We start from the raw sequence: 16,347 nt of genomic DNA on the forward strand, positions 1-16,347 counted from the left end.
TGATGAGTGACTATAAATCTACCCTGAATTTGCCGGAAACGGGGTTCCCGATGCGTGGCGATCTCGCCAAACGCGAACCGGGTATGCTGCAACGCTGGACTGATGACAACCTGTACGGCATCATCCGCGCCGCCAAAAAAGGGAAAAAAACCTTTATCCTGCACGATGGCCCTCCGTATGCGAACGGCAGCATTCACATTGGTCACTCAGTTAATAAGATTCTGAAAGATATTATTATTAAGTCCAAGGGTCTGTCGGGCTTCGATTCACCTTACGTGCCGGGCTGGGACTGTCACGGTCTGCCGATCGAACACAAAGTCGAGCAGATGATCGGTAAGCCGGGCGAAAAGGTCAGCGCTGCGGAGTTCCGCGAAGCGTGCCGTAAGTATGCGGCGGAGCAGGTTGCCGGTCAGAAAACTGACTTTATCCGTCTGGGCGTGCTGGGCGACTGGGATCGTCCTTATCTCACGATGGATTTCCAGACCGAAGCCAATATTATCCGCGCGTTGGGCAAAATCATCGGCAACGGTCATCTGCACAAGGGCGCCAAGCCGGTGCACTGGTGTCTGGATTGCCGTTCGGCGCTGGCGGAAGCGGAAGTGGAATATTACGACAAAACGTCTCCTTCCATTGATGTGATGTTTAACGCCATCGACGCGGCTGCGGTAGCGGCTAAATTCGGCGCAGCCCAGGTTCAGGGACCGATCGCGCTGGTTATCTGGACCACCACGCCGTGGACCATGCCGGCCAACCGTGCGATTTCACTGCATCCTGAGTTTGAATATCAGCTGGTGCAGATTGAAGGCCGCGCGCTGATCCTGGCAAAAGATCTGGTGGAAAGCGTTATGCAACGCGCAGGCGTCAGCGAGTGGGCCGTGCTGGGCAATGCAACCGGCGCGGCGCTGGAGCTGATGCGCTTCCAGCATCCGTTCCTCGCTTTTGACGTACCGGTGGTGCTGGGCGAACACGTTACGCTGGATGCCGGTACCGGTGCGGTACATACCGCGCCAGGCCACGGCCCGGACGACTATGTGATCGGTCAGAAATATAATCTGGAAACCGCTAACCCGGTTGGGCCGGATGGCCGCTATCTGCCGGGAACTTATCCTGAGCTGGATGGCGTCAATGTCTTCAAAGCCAACGATATGATCGTTGAGCTGCTGCGTGAGAAAGGCGCGCTGCTGCATGTAGAGAAAATGCATCACAGCTACCCGCACTGCTGGCGTCATAAAACGCCGATTATCTTCCGCGCCACGCCGCAGTGGTTTATCAGCATGGATCAGAAAGGGCTGCGCACGCAGTCGCTGAAAGAGATCAAAGGCGTGCAGTGGATCCCGGATTGGGGTCAGGCGCGTATTGAATCGATGGTTGCCAACCGTCCCGACTGGTGTATTTCACGTCAGCGCACCTGGGGCGTGCCGATGGCGCTGTTCGTACATAAAGAGACCGAGCAGCTACATCCGGATACGCTGGCGCTGATGGAGAAAGTGGCGCAGCGCGTTGAGCAGGATGGCATTCAGGCGTGGTGGGATCTCGATCCGCGCGATCTGATGGGCGATGATGCCGACAACTATATGAAGGTGCCGGATACGCTGGATGTCTGGTTTGACTCTGGCTCCACGCACGCTTCTGTGGTTGATGTACGTCCGGAATTCCACGGTCACAGTGCCGATATGTATCTGGAAGGCTCGGATCAGCATCGCGGCTGGTTTATGTCTTCGCTGATGATCTCCACGGCGATGAAAGGCAAAGCGCCTTACCGTCAGGTACTGACGCACGGCTTCACCGTTGACGGCGAGGGCCGCAAGATGTCCAAGTCGCTGGGCAACACCGTCAGCCCGCAGGATGTGATGAATAAGCTGGGCGCCGATATTCTGCGTCTGTGGGTCGCCTCGACCGACTATTCAGGCGAAATGGCGGTTTCAGATGAGATCCTGAAGCGTTCTGCCGATGCTTACCGTCGTATCCGTAATACTGCGCGCTTCCTGCTGGCGAACCTCAACGGCTTCAATCCTGAAACCGATCTGCTGAAGCCGGAAGAGATGGTTGTGCTGGATCGCTGGGCCGTGGGTCGTGCGCAGGCAGCGCAGGCAGATATTATTGAATCTTATGCCAGCTACGACTTCCATGAAGTTGTGCAGCGTTTGATGCAGTTCTGTTCGATTGAGATGGGCTCTTTCTATCTCGATATCATTAAAGATCGTCAGTACACCGCGAAAAGCGACAGCGTGGCGCGTCGCAGCTGCCAAAGCGCGCTGTGGTATATCGTCGAGGCGCTGGTGCGCTGGATGGCACCGATTATGTCCTTTACCGCCGATGAAATCTGGGGCTATCTGCCGGGTAAACGCGCGCAGTATGTCTTTACCGAAGAGTGGTATGACGGCCTGTTTGGTCTGGATGAAGGCGAATCGCTGAATGATGCCTATTGGGCTGAGCTGCTGAAAGTGCGTAGCGAAGTAAACAAAGTGATTGAGCAGGCGCGTAGCGACAAACGTATCGGCGGTTCGCTGGAAGCAACGGTCACGCTGTACGCTGATGCCGCGCTGGCAGAGAAACTGACCGCGCTGGGTAATGAGCTGCGCTTTGTGCTGTTGACCTCAGGGGCTCAGGTTGCAGATTATGCACTGGCGCCGGAAGAAGCACAGCAGAGCGAAGCGTTAAAAGGTCTGAAAATCGTGCTGCATAAAGCGGAAGGCGAGAAATGTCCGCGCTGCTGGCATTACACTACCGATATTGGACTGGACGCCGCACACCCGGATATCTGCGGACGCTGCGTCACTAACGTTGCCGGTAACGGCGAAGAGCGTAAGTTTGCCTGATGCGTAAATCTCTTTTTGCAACCGGACTGCGTTGGCTCTGGCTGGTGGTGGTGGTCATTGGTATCGATTTGGCCAGCAAGCTGTGGGTGATGAACAACATGGCGCTGCATGAAACGATACCGATTATGCCGTATCTCAACCTGTTTTATGCCCACAACTACGGGGCGGCTTTTAGCTTCCTTGCGGATAAAGGCGGCTGGCAGCGCTGGTTCTTTGCGGGTATCGCCATCGCGATTGCGGTGGCGCTGCTGGTAATGATGTATCGTACTGCCGCCAGCCAAAAACTTAACAATATTGCCTACGCGCTGATTATTGGCGGCGCGCTGGGTAACCTGTTTGATCGCGCCTGGCACGGCTTTGTCGTCGATTTTATCGACTTCTATATTGGCGGGTGGCATTTCGCCACCTTCAATATTGCCGACTGCGGTATCTGCGTTGGCGCCGCGCTGATCGTGCTGGAGGGCTTTATCACGCCTTCCGGCAAGCAGGCGAAGCAAAAGGGCAAGGCATGACCGATTCTGTACAGCGCGATAGCGCGGTGCTGCTGCACTTCACCTTAAAACTGGAAGATGGCTCTACGGCTGAGTCCACGCGAGCTAATGGCAAACCGGCACTGTTTCGCCTTGGCGACGGCAGCCTTTCAGAACCACTGGAAGCGGCGCTGCTGGGGTTGCAGTCCGGCGATAAGAAAGCGTTCGCGCTTGAGCCGGAGGCGGCTTTTGGCAACGTTATTCCCGATCTGATCCAATACTTTTCCCGTCGTGATTTTATGCAGGCGGGCGAGCCGGAGATTGGAGCCATTATGCTGTTTACCGGTATGGACGGTAGCGAGATGCCCGGCGTGATCCGCGAGATCGCCGGAGATTCAATCACCGTGGATTTTAACCATCCTTTAGCGGGCCATAAGGTTCATTTCGATATTGAAGTACTGGAAGTTAACCCGGTTCTGGAGGACGGCGCATGAGGATCCTGTTAGCTAATCCGCGTGGCTTTTGCGCTGGCGTTGACCGTGCCATCAGCATTGTCGAGCGGGCGCTGGAAATGTATGGCGCGCCGATCTACGTGCGTCATGAAGTGGTGCATAACCGCTACGTCGTCAACAGTCTGCGTGAGCGCGGTGCGATTTTTATTGAAGAAATTACCGAAGTGCCAGATGGTGCGATCCTGATTTTTTCTGCACATGGCGTTTCTCAGGCGGTACGGGCCGAGGCGAAAGCGCGTCAACTGACTATGCTGTTTGATGCCACCTGTCCGCTGGTGACTAAAGTCCATATGGAAGTGGCACGTGCCAGCCGCAAAGGCACCGAAGCGATTTTGATCGGTCATGCGGGCCATCCGGAAGTGGAGGGCACCATGGGACAATACAGCAACGCTCAGGGCGGCATGTATCTGGTCGAGTCGCCAGAGGATGTGTTTAAACTACAGGTGAAAAATGAAAATAACCTGTGTTTTATGACGCAAACCACGCTGTCGGTTGATGATACCTCTGCGGTGATCGATGCGCTGCGCCAGCGTTTCCCGAATATCGTTGGGCCGCGCAAAGATGATATCTGCTATGCCACTACTAATCGTCAGGAAGCCGTACGCAGTCTGGCTGCCGAAGCGGATGTGGTGCTGGTGGTCGGCTCTAAAAACTCGTCTAACTCCAACCGGCTGGCAGAGCTGGCTCAGCGTGCCGGTAAGCGTGCACAGCTGATCGATTCCGCCGCTGATATCCAGGAGAGTTGGCTACAGGGCATTGACTGCGTTGGCGTTACCGCAGGCGCTTCTGCACCCGATATCCTGGTACAGGAAGTGATTCAGCGGCTACGCGAGTTTGGTGGCGAAGAGGTCACTGAACTGAGCGGACGTGAAGAAAATATTGTTTTTGAGGTGCCCAAAGAGTTACGTCTCGAAACCCGCCAGATCGGTTGATCTGCATCGCCCGGAATGCTTTCCCGTTCCGGGCGTTTTCATCTCTCTTCCCGCCAGCCTAATCCTTTAAGTGTTAGATTTTACTCATGTCCTCTGGCTGCATTGAGTTAGCAAGAGGCTTGCAGTAGCATTTTTCTGTTACACGCAGGCTTTTATTCTTTGCGTTAAACGCCTGTTGATTTCGAAGGGATGCAGACTGCGTGTAGCATTCTGATAATAAAGTTAAAAGGAGTTACAAATGAGAGAGTTGCAAATCAATCAGATTCAGGCCGTCAGCGGTGCGCTTATGCCTGCCGATGCCATGCTTGGCATGGGCTATGCTGGCCTGGCGTTAAACATTCCCGTTATTGTTGGCGGTGCCGTTCTTGGCGTGCCTACCCTTGGGCTGGGTTTTGTCGCTATGACAGCCGGTATTGTCGGTACGGCGATATCAGGCGGGATGACAATTATGGGTATCGTTATGTCCGCTATCAGCAAAGGCAAAAACAAGCCTGAACCGGTTACACCAGTGGAATAACCTTTTCTGTGAGGTGTGATCGTTAATCGTCGGGCGGTTTAGCTCAGCGCGCCGTAAACCTTTTGCGGCGCATTTTCCCTTTTCTCATCCGCATAAGTTGCTTTTCTGATAATTTCTTGCCCGCAGCCTAAAATTCTTATTATCCAACTTAATGGTGGCGCGTCCCGCACCCGCTGTTTAACCTAATTGCGTTTTGTATGCACAGACTTGAGTCAGGAATGAATAAATATGAGCAATGATATCCGCATAGCTATCGTCGGCGCGCCCGGACGGATGGGACGACAGTTAATTCAGGCGATAGAGCAGACTGAAGGTGTCTCGCTTGGCGCGGCGCTGGCACGAGAAGGTTCTTCACTGGTAGGTAGCGATGCTGGCGAACTGGCAGGTATCGGGACGCTTGGGGTGGCAATAAGTGACAGCCTTGAGGCGGTGGTAGATCATTTCGATATCCTGATAGATTTTACCCGCCCGGAAGCAACGCTGACCTATCTTGATTTCTGCCGCCGTCATAACAAAGGGATGGTGATTGGCACCACCGGATTTGACGATGCAGGTAAGGCGGCGATTAAACAGGCGGCTCAGGAGATCGGCATCGTATTTGCCGCTAACTTCAGCATCGGCGTAAATTTAATGCTGAAGCTGTTGGAAAAAACGGCGAAAGTCATGGGCGAGTATGCGGACATCGAAATCATCGAAGCGCATCATCGCCATAAAGTTGACGCTCCTTCCGGCACCGCGCTGGCGATGGGGGAAGCGATTGCTGATGCAATGAACTGGTCGCTTAATGATCATGCGGTTTACGCGCGTGAAGGCCATACCGGAGAGCGCAGCGCGCAAACTATCGGATTCGCCACCGTACGTGCAGGTGACATTGTAGGCGAGCATACCGCTATGTTTGCAGATATTGGTGAACGCCTGGAGATAACTCATAAAGCCTCCAGCCGTATGACCTTTGCAAAAGGCGCGGTAAAGGCGGCTGAGTGGGTTAGCGGGAAAAATACAGGCCTTTATGATATGAGAAGCGTGCTTAACCTTGATGATTTGTAATATATATAAAATTTGTTTTAATTTAAATATTTGAATTTAAAGGGCTATTTCTTAGCCCTTTTTGCTTTAATTGAATAATAATGCCTTTGATCTATTATGTTGCTCTAATTGCTTTTTCTATAAGTTTTACTGCTTCCCGTTGTGCTGCTAAAGCTAAATTTGACCATTTGGTCCACTTTTTCACACGCCAACGTCTTTTTTACTGTTGCCTGCTGGATGCAATCGGTTTTCTTGCCAGGAATAGACTCGGTTTTAGGGGGAATCTTATCTTTTTAGCCTGTGATGGCTAAAACAGACATAAAAAATAGCCTTTAGGGTAGACATTCCATAAGTCGATCATTAGAATGCGCGCAATTTGCCAAAAATCGACAATAACAGCGGTTTTTGCATTGATTCATCGATGCGTTATGAATTAATATGCAAATATTATGACTGTTTATTCCCTGGAGGACGTTTTGAATAAGTCAGCGATTTTGGTTCTGGAAGACGGAACCCAATTCCACGGTCGGGCCATTGGGGCGACAGGATCGGCGGTGGGAGAGGTAGTTTTCAATACTTCAATGACCGGTTATCAAGAAATCCTCACAGATCCTTCCTATTCTCGCCAGATTGTCACTCTTACTTATCCCCATATTGGTAATGTCGGCACCAATGTCGCTGATGAAGAATCCTCTCAGGTACATGCGCAGGGTCTGGTTATTCGCGATCTGCCGCTGATCGCCAGCAACTATCGTAACGAAGAAGGGCTGTCGGCTTACCTGAAACGCAACAATATCGTCGCTATCGCCGATATCGATACGCGTAAACTCACGCGTCTGCTGCGTGAAAAGGGCGCGCAGAATGGCTGCATCATTGCGGGCGACGCGCCGGATGCGCAGCTGGCGCTGCAAAAAGCGCAGGCGTTCCCTGGCCTGAAAGGTATGGATCTGGCAAAAGAGGTTTGTACCCGCGAAACCTACAGCTGGACGCAGGGAAGCTGGACGCTGGATGAAGGCCTGCCTGCTGCAAAAACTGCAGAAGAGCTGCCTTACCATGTGGTCGCTTACGATTTCGGCGTAAAAAGAAATATCTTACGCATGCTGGTGGATCGCGGCTGCCGCCTGACAGTGGTCCCGGCACAGACGCCGGCGGAAGAGGTGCTGAAGCTCAATCCAGATGGTATTTTCCTGGCAAACGGACCGGGTGACCCGGAGCCGTGCGACTATGCTATCCGCGCGATTCAGCGTTTCCTGGAAACAGAGATTCCAGTATTCGGTATCTGCCTCGGTCATCAGCTACTGGCGCTGGCCAGCGGAGCAAAAACGGTAAAAATGAAGCTGGGTCATCACGGCGGCAACCATCCGGTAAAAGATCTTGATAACGACACCGTGATGATTACCGCGCAAAACCACGGCTTCGCGGTTGATGAAAACGATTTGCCTGCCAACCTGCGCGTGACCCATGTTTCACTGTTCGATCAGACGGTTCAGGGCATTCACCGCACAGATAAACCCGCGTTTAGCTTCCAGGGACATCCGGAAGCCAGCCCAGGCCCGCATGACGCGGCGCCGCTGTTCGATCACTTTATCGAACTGATTGAAGCGGCCCGTGCCGGCCAGAAATAAATTTCAGGAAAGGAACAGAGATAATGCCAAAACGTACTGACTTAAAATCCATCCTGATTCTGGGCGCTGGCCCGATTGTTATCGGCCAGGCGTGCGAGTTTGACTATTCCGGCGCGCAGGCCTGTAAGGCGCTGCGTGAAGAAGGCTATCGCGTTATTTTGGTTAACTCCAATCCGGCAACCATCATGACCGACCCGGAAATGGCGGATGCCACCTATATCGAACCGATCCACTGGGAAGTGGTGCGTAAAATCATCGAGAAAGAGCGTCCCGATGCGGTGCTGCCTACTATGGGCGGCCAGACAGCGCTGAACTGCGCGCTGGAGCTGGAGCGTCAGGGCGTGCTGGCGGAGTTCGGCGTGACCATGATTGGCGCCACGGCGGACGCGATTGATAAAGCAGAAGACCGCCAGCGTTTCGATAAGGCCATGAAGAAAATTGGCCTTGAAACGGCACGCTCCGGCATTGCGCACAATATGGAAGAAGCGCTGCAGGTTGCGGCGGATGTCGGCTTCCCCTGCATTATCCGTCCCTCTTTTACTATGGGCGGCAGCGGCGGCGGCATCGCCTATAACCGCGAAGAGTTCGAAGAGATTTGCGAACGCGGTCTGGATCTCTCACCTACCAAAGAGCTGCTGATTGATGAATCGCTGATTGGCTGGAAAGAGTATGAGATGGAGGTGGTGCGCGATAAGAATGATAACTGCATCATTGTCTGCTCCATTGAAAACTTCGATCCAATGGGCATCCACACCGGTGACTCCATCACCGTTGCGCCGGCGCAAACCCTGACCGATAAAGAGTACCAAATCATGCGTAACGCCTCGATGGCGGTACTGCGTGAAATCGGCGTGGAAACCGGCGGTTCTAACGTGCAGTTCGCGGTGAACCCCAAAAATGGCCGTCTGATTATTATCGAGATGAACCCGCGCGTATCCCGCTCCTCGGCGCTGGCCTCCAAAGCCACCGGCTTCCCGATCGCTAAAGTCGCGGCGAAGCTGGCGGTAGGTTATACGCTGGATGAGCTGATGAACGACATTACCGGCGGCCGTACGCCTGCTTCGTTCGAGCCTTCGATCGACTATGTCGTGACTAAAATCCCGCGCTTTAACTTTGAAAAATTTGCCGGTGCCAACGATCGTCTGACAACCCAGATGAAATCGGTTGGCGAGGTGATGGCGATTGGCCGCACCTTGCAGGAGTCAATGCAGAAGGCGCTGCGCGGACTGGAAGTCGGCGCTAACGGCTTCGACCCGAAAGTACATCTGGATGATGCCGATGCGCTGACGCGTATCCGCCGCGAGCTGAAAGATGCAGGCGCCGAGCGTATCTGGTACGTAGCCGATGCGTTCCGTGCTGGCCTGTCGGTAGACGGCGTATTTAACCTGACCAATATCGATCGCTGGTTCCTGGTACAGATTGAAGAGCTGGTGCGTCTGGAAGAGCAGGTTGCTCAGGAAGGTATTAACGGCCTGAATGCCGATTTCCTGCGCACGCTCAAGCGCAAGGGCTTTGCCGATGCGCGTCTGGCGGATCTGGCCGGCGTGAGCGAAGCAGAAGTACGCAAACTGCGCCAGCAGTACAACCTGCATCCGGTTTATAAGCGCGTTGATACCTGCGCCGCCGAGTTTTCGACCGATACCGCCTATATGTACTCCACGTATGAAGAGGAGTGCGAAGCGAATCCAAACCAGGATCGTGAAAAAATCATGGTGCTGGGCGGCGGACCAAACCGCATCGGTCAGGGCATTGAGTTTGACTACTGCTGTGTTCATGCTGCGCTGGCGCTGCGCGAAGATGGTTATGAAACCATCATGGTCAACTGCAACCCGGAAACCGTTTCAACCGATTATGATGCCTCCGACCGTCTCTATTTTGAGCCGGTAACGCTGGAAGATGTGCTGGAAATCGTACGAATTGAGCAGCCGAAAGGCGTTATCGTACAGTACGGCGGTCAGACGCCGCTGAAGCTGGCGCGTGCGCTGGAAGCAGCTGGCGTACCGGTTATCGGTACCAGCCCGGACGCTATCGACCGTGCGGAAGATCGCGAGCGCTTCCAGCAGGCGGTAGACCGCCTGGGCCTGAAGCAGCCTGCGAACGCCACGGTAACGGCGCTGGAACAGGCGGTACAGAAAGCAGCAGATATTGGTTATCCGTTGGTGGTGCGTCCTTCTTATGTGCTGGGCGGCCGGGCGATGGAAATTGTGTATGACGAGCAGGATCTGAAGCGCTACTTCCAGACGGCTGTCTCTGTATCTAACGATGCGCCGGTGCTGCTGGATCGTTTCCTGGACGACGCGGTAGAAGTTGATGTTGATGCGATTTGCGACGGCGAGCGCGTGCTGATTGGCGGCATCATGGAGCATATCGAGCAGGCCGGGGTGCATTCTGGTGATTCCGCCTGTTCACTGCCCGCCTATACGCTAAGCAAGGAAATTCAGAATGTCATGCGGCAGCAGGTAGAGAAGCTGGCGTTTGAGCTCTGCGTACGTGGTCTGATGAACGTGCAGTTTGCGGTAAAAGATAACGAAGTTTATCTGATTGAGGTTAACCCGCGCGCCGCACGTACCGTGCCTTTCGTTTCTAAAGCGACCGGCGTGCCGCTGGCAAAAGTTGCCGCGCGCGTAATGGCCGGTAAAACGCTGATGGAGCAGGGCGTAACTGAAGAGGTTATCCCACCTTACTATTCAGTGAAAGAAGTAGTACTGCCGTTTAACAAGTTCCCTGGCGTGGACCCGATTCTTGGACCGGAAATGCGCTCAACGGGGGAAGTGATGGGCGTTGGCCGCACCTTTGCCGAAGCGTTCTCCAAGGCGATGCTGGGCGCGCAGTCCAACATGAAAAAGCAGGGCCGGGCGCTGTTGTCGGTGCGTGAAGGCGACAAAAAACGTGTGGTTGACCTGGCTGCCAAACTGTTGAAGTTCGGCTTTGAGCTTGATGCTACGCACGGTACGGCGGTTGTGCTGGGTGAAGCAGGCATTAACCCCCGTCTGGTGAACAAAGTGCATGAAGGACGCCCGCATATTCAGGACCGTCTGAAGAACGGCGAATACAGCTATATCGTCAATACCACTGCAGGACGGCAGGCCATTGAGGATTCACGCGTCATTCGCCGTAGCGCGCTGCAGTACAAAGTGCACTATGACACCACGCTGAACGGCGGCTTTGCTACTGCGATGGCGCTGAATGCTGACCCAACGGAGAAAGTGATTTCCGTACAGGAGATGCACGCTCAGCTTAAGGCTAAATAACGTCAGCCTGAGCACCGGCTGATAGCGTAAACGGCTCCTGCGGGAGCCGTTTTTTATGGCAGGCAGCCCACGTTCAGGGGCGCTTTTTACCGGTTGGCAGGTTTGCCTTTTCTACGTTGATTACGGGATCGCTGGGGATAGCGGCTGCGGCAGATGCCAGCCCGATAATATTTGTTTGAGGCGTAGCGTCAGGCTTCCTGGAGGTTTCCACGCTGCCTACAAACATGGCGCCTTTTTTCACCGACAGCGTGACATAATCGAGCGCGCCGTTAATATTGGCATGTTCGCCAATATCCATCGATTCTGCTTTGCATTCGCCTTTCACAGTGCCGTTGATTATTAATTCCTGGCTGCTAATATTGCCGTTGACCAGCCCGCTGCGCATGACTTTTACTACACCTTCGTTAGCGATAATATTTCCCTGTACTTCGCCATAGATATAAACCTGACCTACCGCTTTTAAATTACCCTCAAAACAGACATCACGAGCAATGACCGTATTATTTGTTTGCTCGTCCACATGCGGCGCGGCTTTATCCAGCAATCCCGTTGAGGTAACAGGCTCTTTTTTTGACGCTATTTCTGCTGATTTATTTTGTTTTTTAAACATAGTGACAATCTTCCGTTGTGATGCGTAAAGTAAAAAGGACCCGACAGCCAGGAGGCCAAAAATCCCCGCCCAGGTCAAAGAAAAAAAGCTTGCTACCAACCCCAGCAGCCAGCAGCAGATCCCGCCATTAAAGAAAATATATTTCCTGTCCATATTAGTCTGTTATGACTCCCTGTGCCTGCCATGTCTGTGTTAATTATTTAACCGACACGCGATAAGATGAAGAACAGCATATTCATCCGGGACTATCTCTTCCTGGAATGGCAGAGCGTCTGGCGAAGAGTTCGTACTGATTTGTTATTAAATGGTTGTAGAGAAAATTATATTAGGGAATATACTATATCCTGATATTTTTAATTACAAAGAGTAGGCCTTAAATTGATGGCTATTCCGGGAATTAAAGATTAAACAGGAAATAACAATTGAACTGAACTTAAAGTTATCGATATTTCAGGAAGTATTCAAGGGAAGTTATACCACTTCTTGTCGCGCCGCACAGAAATAATCGCCCGCATATCCAGCCCCGTTGAATAGCATAAGTGCTCTGAACGCATAACAATGAGCCAAATTATTGCTTACTATAACAAGAGGGCGTTCGCCGATGTCTTCAGGACAATGCGCCGCTGCGTTTTCCTGAAAAAGTGCCGAATCGGCCTGGAACAGCCGCCTTTGTCACCATCAGTCACGGTTTAAAAACCTTTACGTAAATCCACTAATCAGGCTATCGACGAAAGTTTCGCCTTTACGTATGATGGCGCCAATTTTACACCCTGTTGAGAATTTATGATGATAAGCCTGATAGCGGCTTTAGCAGCCGATCGCGTTATTGGGATGGAAAACGCTATGCCGTGGGATCTGCCTGCGGACTTAGCCTGGTTTAAGCGTAATACATTGAATAAACCCGTGATTATGGGGCGTCTGACCTGGGAATCGATAGGCCGCCCGTTGCCGGGACGCCATAATATTGTGGTCAGCAGCCAGCCAGGAAAAGCAACGGATGGTGTAACCTGGGTGACCTCACTGGACGATGCCTTAGCAGCAGCGGGCGACGTTGAAGAGATCATGGTCATTGGCGGTGGTCGTATTTATGAGCAGATGCTGGACCGCGCAGATCGTATTTATCTGACGCACATTGATGCGGAAGTAGAAGGCGATACGCACTTCCCGGACTACGAACCGGATGAATGGCAGTCGGTATTCAGTGAATTTCATGACGCTGATGAGAAAAATTCCCACAGCTACTGCTTTGAAATTCTTGAGCGCCGCTGATAACGTCGGTTAAAAGCTTCCTTATCCGCCAGCTGTAACATTGCTGTCATTTTTGCCCTCTAGCATTGCTTCCAGTCTGGGAAACTATAACGGGAAGCAATGCAAAATGAGCGATAAAATCCTTGAATTAAACATGGAATCACTGCCAAGCCCGGCGCGTCGTAAATTGCTGGCCGGAACCGGCGCATTAGGGCTGGCAGGCTTTCTTGGCGGCGGCGTCAGCTTTTCTGCTCTGGCTAAAGTGCAGTCAGCACCAAACGGTAGCCCGCTGTTGGGATTTAAGGCGGTTCCTGCTTCTACCGCTGATGAAATTACTATCGCACCGGGTTATCGGGCTGAAGTGCTTATCTCCTGGGGCGAGCCGCTGGTGGATGGCGCGCCTGCGTTCGATCCTCAGGGAAATAACAGCGCTGCCGATCAGGAAAAGCAGTTCGGTGATAATAATGATGGTATGAGCTTTTTCGCCCTGGATGATAACCGTGGCGTAATGGCGATCAATAATGAGTATGTAAACGAACAGTACCTGTTCCCTCACGGCGGCAGCAAAGCGACCAGCCTGGAAGATGTAAAAAAATCGCAGGCGGGGCATGGCGTATCGATCGTTGAGGTTGCACGTAGCGAAGATAATCGCTGGCGCGTGGTGCGTCCGTCACGCTATAACCGTCGTATTACTGCCAACACCCTGATGCATTTTTCCGGACCGGCAGCAGGCCATGCGGCGCTGCAAACCGCAGCCGATCCTGAAGGGAAAACGGTGCTGGGCACCTTTGGCAACTGCGCCAACGGCAAAACCCCCTGGGGAACTTACCTCACCTGCGAAGAGAACTTCGATACTTACTTCGGCACCAAAGCCGCTGATTTCAAACCCACAGCGCAGCAGAAACGCTATACGCTCAACGCCAGCGAGCCGGAGCGCAACTGGTCCGATTTTGACGATCGTTTTGACGTGGCAAAAAATCCCAACGAATTCAACCGCCACGGCTGGATCGTAGAGATAGATCCGCTCGATCCCGCCTCGGTGCCGGTAAAGCGAACCGCGCTGGGGCGATTCAAACATGAAAACGCGGCGGTGACGGTAGCAAAAAGCGGTGAGCTGGTGGTTTATATGGGCGACGATGAGCGTGGCGAATATATCTATAAATATGTCTCCACGGGCAAAGTTGATCACGCTAATCCAGCAGCAAATAAAGCGCTGCTGGATGAGGGAACGCTGTACGTTGCGGTGTTCGAAGGTGATAAAAGCGGTACGCCGCTGAAGGGCTCGGGCCGCTGGCTGGCGCTGGTTCACGGACAAAACGGACTGACTGCAGAAAACGGTTTCCAGAGTCAGGCGGATATTTTGATTAACGCGCGCGCGGCGGCGGATGTGGTGAAAGCCACGCGTATGGATCGTCCTGAGTGGATCGCGGTGAACCCGCACGACGGTCGCGCCTACTGTACACTGACCAATAACAACAAGCGCGGTAATGAAAAGATGCCGGTGGATGCGGCTAACCCGCGTCCCGACAATATTTATGGCCAGATTATTCGCTGGGATGAGCAGGGCGACGCCACGGCGCAGCAGTTCAGCTGGGATATTTTTGTGCTGTGCGGCAACCCGATAGCGCACCCGCAGGGAGTGCAGCGCGGTACGCCTAATATCACGGCAGACAATACCTTTAACAGCCCGGACGGGCTGGGCTTTGATAGCGCCGGACGTTTGTGGATCCTGACCGACGGGAAATACAGCAATGAGGGCGATTATCAGGGACAGGGTAATAATCAGATGCTGGTTGGCGATCCAAACAGCGGCGAAATCCGGCGCTTTATGGTAGGGCCGAAATCCTGTGAGTTAACGGGCATCACCTTTACGCCAGATTATCGCACCCTGTTTGTTAACGTACAGCACCCAGGAGAAGAGGGCGATTCTCACTTCCCTCATAACAGCCCGCGTCCGCGCTCTTCAGTGATCATGATCACTCGCGAAGATGGCGGTATTGTCGGGGCATAAGAATCAATGCCGGGCCATCTGGCCCGGTTATTATTCGGAGCGCAGCGCGGCTGGGGTGGTTTCTACGGCTTCACTGGCCTGCAGGCGGTTAGAAGGCTGAATAAACAGCTGACGATCTTCCCAGCGCAGCATGGTCAGCGTGCCGCCCCAGCAGCAACCGGTATCCAGACCGATAATCCCTTCCGGCGTGCCTTTGCCTTCCAGCGAAGCCCAGTGGCCAAAAATAATCGTATAATCGCGTGCTACCGGGCCTGCGATAGTAAACCAGGGTTTTAACGGTGGCGGCGCTGAATTGGGCGCGTCTTTGCAAATCATATCCAGCTGTCCATTCGGAAAGCAGTAGCGCATCCGCGTCAGCGCGTTGGTGCTGAAGCGCAGGCGTGCCAGGCCGGTGAGCTCGGGCGTCCAGTTATTCGGCATATCGCCATACATCGCATCAAGAAAGAGCGGATAGCTGTCGCTGGAGAGCACAGACTCAACTTCTCGCGCGCACATTTTTGCCGTTTCAATATCCCACTGCGGCGTGATGCCGGCATGTGCCATCACCAGCTTTTTCTCTTCGTCTACCTGTAGCAGCGGCTGTCGGCGTAGCCAGTTGATAAGCTCATCCGCGTCAGGCGCGTCCAGCAGCGGAGTGAGACGATCTTTCGGTTTATTACGGCTGATGCCCGCGAAAACCGCCAGCAGATGCAGATCGTGATTGCCCAGCACCATGCGTACCGCGCTGCCCAGCGAACGTACATAGCGCAGCACTTCCAGCGAGCCTGGTCCGCGAGCGACCAGATCGCCAGTTAGCCACAGCGTATCTTTTTCAGCATCAAAGGCGACCTGTTGCAGCAGAGAGTGCAGTTCATCGTAGCAGCCGTGAACATCGCCAATAAGGTATGTACTCATGAAATAATTATCCGGAGAAGAAATGGCAAACCCGGCCATAGCCGGGTTTCTCATCAGTGAATGCGCGAAGGCACCGCGAGGCGAAAGACGGGAATGTCGACATGAAACTGTTCGCCTCGTTCGTCAATCATCACATAGTGCCCCTGCATAGTGCCCATCGGCGTTTCCAGTACTGCGCCGCTGGTATATTGAAATTCATCGCCTGGCGCAATAGAGGGTTGTTCACCGATAACGCCATCGCCCTGAACTTCCGTTTCGCGCCCGTTGCCGTTGGTAATTAACCAGTAACGGCTACGCAGCTGCACTTTTTCGTGCCCCAAATTGCGGATGGTAATGGTATAGGCGAATACGTAGCGATCTTCATCCGGGGCAGATTGCGATTCGACGTAAAAACTCTGTACCTGAACACAAACTCGGGACGACTCAATCATG

13 protein-coding genes are annotated in these 16,347 nt (G+C 53.3%); 10 read left to right on the forward strand and 3 right to left on the reverse strand.

Features of this window, described 5'->3' with window-relative positions:
• The first annotated feature begins 2 nt into the window (after window positions 1–2).
• From ileS to carB, 8 genes are all read left to right on the forward strand, one after another.
• Entirely contained in the window at window positions 3–2,819 is a 2,817-nt protein-coding gene (ileS, locus tag ACQE3Y_RS16035; RefSeq protein WP_426982071.1) for an isoleucine--tRNA ligase, read from the forward strand.
• Entirely contained in the window at window positions 2,819–3,331 is a 513-nt protein-coding gene (lspA, locus tag ACQE3Y_RS16040) for a signal peptidase II (protein WP_250651789.1), read from the forward strand. Before ileS ends, lspA begins: the two co-directional genes overlap by 1 nt.
• A complete protein-coding gene (gene fkpB / locus ACQE3Y_RS16045; RefSeq protein WP_426974433.1) occupies window positions 3,328–3,783 on the forward strand; it encodes an FKBP-type peptidyl-prolyl cis-trans isomerase in 456 nt (151 codons plus the stop codon). Before lspA ends, fkpB begins: the two co-directional genes overlap by 4 nt.
• Window positions 3,780–4,733, forward strand: coding sequence for a 4-hydroxy-3-methylbut-2-enyl diphosphate reductase (gene ispH / locus ACQE3Y_RS16050; RefSeq protein ID WP_426974434.1), 954 nt, complete (start codon window positions 3,780–3,782; stop codon window positions 4,731–4,733). The genes fkpB and ispH overlap by 4 nt, the downstream gene beginning before the upstream one ends.
• A gap of 238 nt (window positions 4,734–4,971) precedes the next feature.
• Window positions 4,972–5,250: a hypothetical protein gene (locus ACQE3Y_RS16055; RefSeq protein ID WP_426982072.1), complete on the forward strand. Its 279-nt coding sequence runs from the start codon at window positions 4,972–4,974 to the stop codon at window positions 5,248–5,250.
• 228 nt (window positions 5,251–5,478) lie between these two features.
• Window positions 5,479–6,297, forward strand: a complete 819-nt coding sequence (gene dapB, locus ACQE3Y_RS16060) for a 4-hydroxy-tetrahydrodipicolinate reductase (RefSeq protein WP_426982073.1) — start codon at window positions 5,479–5,481, stop codon at window positions 6,295–6,297.
• Between the two features lie 455 nt (window positions 6,298–6,752).
• Window positions 6,753–7,901: a glutamine-hydrolyzing carbamoyl-phosphate synthase small subunit gene (carA, locus tag ACQE3Y_RS16065; RefSeq protein WP_250651795.1), complete on the forward strand. Its 1,149-nt coding sequence runs from the start codon at window positions 6,753–6,755 to the stop codon at window positions 7,899–7,901.
• Between the two features lie 23 nt (window positions 7,902–7,924).
• Window positions 7,925–11,152: a carbamoyl-phosphate synthase large subunit gene (carB, locus tag ACQE3Y_RS16070; protein WP_426982074.1), complete on the forward strand. Its 3,228-nt coding sequence runs from the start codon at window positions 7,925–7,927 to the stop codon at window positions 11,150–11,152.
• 73 nt (window positions 11,153–11,225) lie between these two features.
• Here carB and ACQE3Y_RS16075 read toward each other — a convergent pair whose 3' ends face one another.
• Window positions 11,226–11,762 carry a bactofilin family protein gene (locus ACQE3Y_RS16075; RefSeq protein WP_426974439.1) on the reverse strand — a complete coding sequence of 179 codons (537 nt, stop codon included), beginning with the start codon at window positions 11,760–11,762 and terminating at the stop codon, window positions 11,226–11,228.
• A gap of 783 nt (window positions 11,763–12,545) precedes the next feature.
• On the opposite strand from ACQE3Y_RS16075, the gene folA reads away from it, so the two are divergent.
• Both folA and ACQE3Y_RS16085 read left to right on the forward strand, forming a co-directional pair.
• Complete coding sequence (folA, locus tag ACQE3Y_RS16080) at window positions 12,546–13,031, forward strand: type 3 dihydrofolate reductase (protein WP_237172446.1); 486 nt, start codon at window positions 12,546–12,548, stop codon at window positions 13,029–13,031.
• A 106-nt stretch (window positions 13,032–13,137) separates the two neighbouring features.
• Window positions 13,138–15,021, forward strand: a complete 1,884-nt coding sequence (locus ACQE3Y_RS16085) for a PhoX family protein (protein WP_426982075.1) — start codon at window positions 13,138–13,140, stop codon at window positions 15,019–15,021.
• A 30-nt stretch (window positions 15,022–15,051) separates the two neighbouring features.
• Here ACQE3Y_RS16085 and apaH read toward each other — a convergent pair whose 3' ends face one another.
• Together apaH and apaG are read right to left on the reverse strand one after the other, a co-directional pair.
• A complete protein-coding gene (gene apaH, locus ACQE3Y_RS16090) occupies window positions 15,052–15,915 on the reverse strand; it encodes a bis(5'-nucleosyl)-tetraphosphatase (symmetrical) ApaH (RefSeq protein ID WP_426974441.1) in 864 nt (287 codons plus the stop codon).
• Between the two features lie 53 nt (window positions 15,916–15,968).
• Window positions 15,969–16,346, reverse strand: a complete 378-nt coding sequence (gene apaG, locus ACQE3Y_RS16095; protein WP_085068036.1) for a Co2+/Mg2+ efflux protein ApaG — start codon at window positions 16,344–16,346, stop codon at window positions 15,969–15,971.
• Window position 16,347: the final 1 nt, after the last annotated feature.

The sequence above is a fragment of the Pantoea sp. FN0305 genome, from assembly GCF_050113845.1.
Classification (GTDB): Bacteria; Pseudomonadota; Gammaproteobacteria; order Enterobacterales; family Enterobacteriaceae; genus Mixta; species Mixta alhagi.